Source organism: Blautia sp. HA3515, assembly GCF_059933065.1.
Map to the genome: position 1 here is coordinate 1 of NZ_JAYFUY010000156.1, position 4,034 is coordinate 4,034.

The window sequence follows — 4,034 nt, forward strand, 5'->3', positions numbered from 1 at the left end:
GGATCGTCTCTGCGCCTGCATTTGCAAGCTCTACTGCGATGGCACGGCCGGCGCCTCCGGCTCCCAGCATCATAACTTTTTTGCCCTTCATCTCTACATTTTCATCCTGAAGGGATTTGATAAACCCTTTACCGTCTGTGTTCTCGCCATATAATTCACCATCTTTTACCCACACGGTATTCACAGCGCCCATAATGGCTGCATCTTCAGCCACATGGTCCAGATATTTTAATACCTCCACTTTATGTGGAATGGTAAGATGGATACCTTTCATATTCAATGCAGGCAGTGCTTTCATTGCATTCTCAAGATCTTCCGGTTTTACCAGAATAGTAAGATAACGATAAGGGATCCCCAGGTCCTTAAATGCTGCCTCTGCCACTACTACTGTAGGGTTCTCGTCGATCGGACACCCAAATACACCCACAAGCTCTTCTCTATATGATTTGCCCATAAATATTCTCCCGTTTTTTTCAAAACACCGGGGATGTATCTCCCCGGTGTTGCATTTTGAACAAATTACTTACTCAGCGTCTGTTGTCTCTGCATCTACATTATCAGCTGTTACAAGCTCAACCTCTGTACCGATAGAAGCTTCAACTTCCTCACCTGCTGCGATCTTTCCGCAAACCTCTACTGCAGTCTCTCCCATAAGAGCCGGAAGCTGACGAACAGTTGCAGCCTGTGTACCAGCCTTGATTGCATCCAGGTTATCTGCATCTGCATCAAATCCAACGATAACGATGTCATCTCTGTCTGCCTGCTGGCAAGCTTCGATAGCGCCTAATGCCATCTGGTCATTGTGGCAGAATACAGCCTTGATATCCGGATTAGCTGTCAGAGCATTCTCCATAACACTCATAGCCTCAGAAGAAGACCAGTTACCTGTCTGAGAAACAACAACTTCAAATTTGTCATTGTCATCCATGATATTGTGGAAGCCTTCTCCACGCTCGTTAGTAGCACTTGCACCAGCCTGGCCCTGGATCTCAACAACCTGTCCGCCATCTGGAAGCTGATCTACGATGTACTGAGCTGCGATCTCGCCGCCATATACGTTATCAGAGAGCGATGTGGCAAACAATATCACCACTGTTGGCAGCACGGTCGACTGCAGCTAACCGGGCATACCTGTCATCATTTGCCATTGCAACAGCATCACCTGCAGCATCGGAGTCAACCGGATTATAAACGATAACATCCGGGCTCTGTGTCAGCAGGTCTTCCATGTTTGTAACGTCCTTTGCAGCGTCATTTCCGGAAGAAAGAGAGATCACTTCATACCCTGCATCTTCAGCTGCTTTCTTGAAAGCATCCTCCTGAAGGGTAGAGGGAGAGAACTGGTTTGTGTTATCAGATAACATAAGACCAAGTGTAAGATCCTGTTTCTCGTCAGCAAAGACTGCGACTGGTGTCACTGTTCCAAGTACCATTGCTGCGGTTAATGCTCCTGCGATAAGTTTTTTCATTTTTTTGTCCTCCCATGACATTATATATTTTATACAGCTTCTGCTGCATAAGTACGGTTTTATGTGAATCTCCATTGAAGCAGTGCAAAATTTACTTCGTAAATATTCGGGGTCCTTCAATACGGGTACCTTCAATTCCGCTTTGCTCCTTAATTGTTACTCTTTCTGTCCATAAGTACAGCTGCCAGGATAACAACACCTTTTACGATGGTCTGCCAGTAGCTGGACACATTCATAATATTCAGGATATTGTTGATCATACCGATGATAATGGCACCAACAAGTGTCATTGCAATGCGACCTTCGCCACCCCTTAAGGATGTACCACCAACAACGCAGGCTGCGATAGCATCCATCTCATAACTTTCACCTGCTGTAGGCTGGGCAGAACCAACACGAGCACACATAACTGCACCAGCAAGACCTGCAAGGATACCACAGATTACATGACACATTAATTTGATCTTACGTACATTCAAACCGGAAAGATAAGCTGCATCCTCGTTGCCGCCCACTGCATACATATGGCGTCCGAAAGATGTTTTATTCTGAACATAGTACACAACAATAAATACAAGCGCCATGATCAGAACCGGCATGTACAGAAATCCAAAGATCCTGCCGGATCCAAGGAATTTAAAGGAAGCAGCACATGCACCCTTTGACATAGCTACGGTTGCACCATTTGTAAATACCAGGGTAGCACCTCTGAATACAGACAATGTTGCAAGTGTTACGATCATTGGCTGCAGATCAAAATATGCAATAAACACACCATTGATCAGACCTGCTACAGCACCGATCGCCAGTGTTGCCAGAATAACAACAACCAACGGAACATCTCTGACAACCAAAGCAGCTGCAATGGCGCCGGTAAATCCTACAACTGATCCGATGGAAATATCAATACCGCCCAGGATAATGGCAAAGCTTACACCTGCTGCCAGAATCGCATTGATAGAAACCTGCTTCAATACGTTGGTAAGATTACCAACAGAAAGGAATCTGCTGCTGATCAGCGAGAAAATAATGATCTCTGCCAGAAGAATAATAACCTGGCGATAATTGTTTATAAATTTTAATCCTTTATTTGTTGTCTTGCTTTCCATTTCTCTTGTTCTCCCTTTAACTAAGAATCTTATCCATGATCTTCTCTTGTGTTGCCTCTTCTCTGCTCAGTTCTCCTTTTTTCTTACCTTCATGGAGAATCATAATACGATCAGCTCATACCCAGAATCTCCGGCATTTCTGAAGAAATCATAATCACTGCTTTTCCCTGCCTGCGAAGCTCATTGATCAGAAGATAAATCTCTTTCTTTGCTCCAACATCAATACCTCTTGTAGGCTCATCAAGAATCAGCACCTTAGGATCAGACATCATTGCTTTTGCCAGAATGACCTTCTGCTGATTGCCTCCTGAAAGATTTCTTGTTTTCTGGAAAACAGACGGTGTTTTGATACGCATCTTTTTCACATAATCTTCTGCATATTCTCTGTCTTTTTTCTCATTGATATGACCGCTGCTGGTAATCTTGTCTGATGAAGAAAGAGAGATATTCTCCTTGTACATTCATGATCAATACAAGACCGTCACCCTTCCTGTCCTCAGTCATATAATAAATGCCCTGCCTGATAGCGTCACTTGGGCTTTTGGGATGGATCTGCTGTCCGTCCAGTTCTACAGTACCCTTGTCGTAATGGAAAACGCCATATAAGGTCTTTGCCAGCTCTGTACGTCCTGCGCCCACAAGACCAGCCACACCCAATACCTCACCGGCCTTAACATCGAAAGAAATATCATGTACATAATCATTACTCAGATTCTTCACGGAAAGGACTGTCTTACCAGGCTTCATTGCCTCATAAGGGAACTGGTTCTCCAGCTTACGCCCAACCATCATGCTGATCAATTCATCATAGGTAAGCTCTGAAACCTTCTTCTCGCCGATGAATGCGCCGTCACGAAGGATGGTGGCCCTGTCACAGATCTCAAAGATCTCTTCCAGTCTGTGGGAAATATAAACAACTGCTTTCTTCCTGTCCCTAAGATCATTGATGATCTTAAACAGGCTGACTACCTCTGAATCGGTAAGTGCATCTGTAGGCTCATCCATAACGATCACCTTGGTATCCAGAAGAAGGGCCTTAGCGATCTCAACCATCTGCTGCTGTGCCACAGATAACTCACAGATCTTCTGATCAGGCTTAAGATCTACATTCATGGACTTCAGCATCTCGGCTGTCTTATTGTACATCTGCTTAATGTCGATCTTGCCCAGCTTATTCTTAAGTTCTCTGCCCAGGAAAATATTCTCATATACTTTCATCTTAGGGATCAGATTAAGTTCCTGGTGGATAATGGAAATCCCGTCATCCTGTGCCTGTCTGGCATTGGTATAATTGATCTCTTTTCCCTTGAACTGGATAGAACCGGCATCACGCTGATACACTCCTGTCAGGCATTTCATAAGTGTACTTTTGCCTGCTCCGTTCTCTCCCAGAAGTGCCATAACCTCGCCTTCACGCACTTCCAGATCCACTCCGTCAAGAGCCTTTACACCTGGA

The 4,034-nt window shown here is 44.7% G+C and carries 6 protein-coding genes; all 6 read right to left on the reverse strand.

What is annotated here, in order from left to right:
- Positions 1-454, reverse strand: a 454-nt coding sequence (locus R1Y93_RS12505; RefSeq protein WP_500823070.1) for a shikimate dehydrogenase family protein, incomplete at its 3' end; no start/stop codon positions are given.
- A 69-nt stretch (positions 455-523) separates the two neighbouring features.
- On the reverse strand, positions 524-1,105 hold the full coding sequence (locus R1Y93_RS12510) for a substrate-binding domain-containing protein (protein ID WP_500823071.1): 582 nt from the start codon (positions 1,103-1,105) through the stop codon (positions 524-526).
- Positions 1,062-1,469: a substrate-binding domain-containing protein gene (locus R1Y93_RS12515; RefSeq protein ID WP_500823072.1), complete on the reverse strand. Its 408-nt coding sequence runs from the start codon at positions 1,467-1,469 to the stop codon at positions 1,062-1,064. The genes R1Y93_RS12510 and R1Y93_RS12515 overlap by 44 nt, the downstream gene beginning before the upstream one ends.
- Positions 1,470-1,618: 149 nt before the next feature.
- On the reverse strand, positions 1,619-2,578 hold the full coding sequence (locus tag R1Y93_RS12520) for an ABC transporter permease (RefSeq protein ID WP_368189388.1): 960 nt from the start codon (positions 2,576-2,578) through the stop codon (positions 1,619-1,621).
- 110 nt (positions 2,579-2,688) lie between these two features.
- A complete protein-coding gene (locus tag R1Y93_RS12525) occupies positions 2,689-3,039 on the reverse strand; it encodes an ATP-binding cassette domain-containing protein (protein WP_500823073.1) in 351 nt (116 codons plus the stop codon).
- Positions 2,975-4,034: sugar ABC transporter ATP-binding protein (locus tag R1Y93_RS12530; protein WP_500823074.1), on the reverse strand; the 1,060-nt coding region annotated here is incomplete at its 5' end. The genes R1Y93_RS12530 and R1Y93_RS12525, both read right to left, overlap by 65 nt.

Bases quoted from the DNA above. Each gene is read 5' to 3' on its own strand.
- R1Y93_RS12525 (WP_500823073.1), bottom strand. From the start codon at position 3,039: ATGTACAAGGAGAATATCTCTCTTTCTTCATCAGACAAGATTACCAGC.
- R1Y93_RS12520 (WP_368189388.1), bottom strand. From the start codon at position 2,578: ATGGAAAGCAAGACAACAAATAAAGGATTAAAATTTATAAACAATTAT.
- R1Y93_RS12515 (WP_500823072.1), bottom strand. From the start codon at position 1,469: ATGAAAAAACTTATCGCAGGAGCATTAACCGCAGCAATGGTACTTGGA.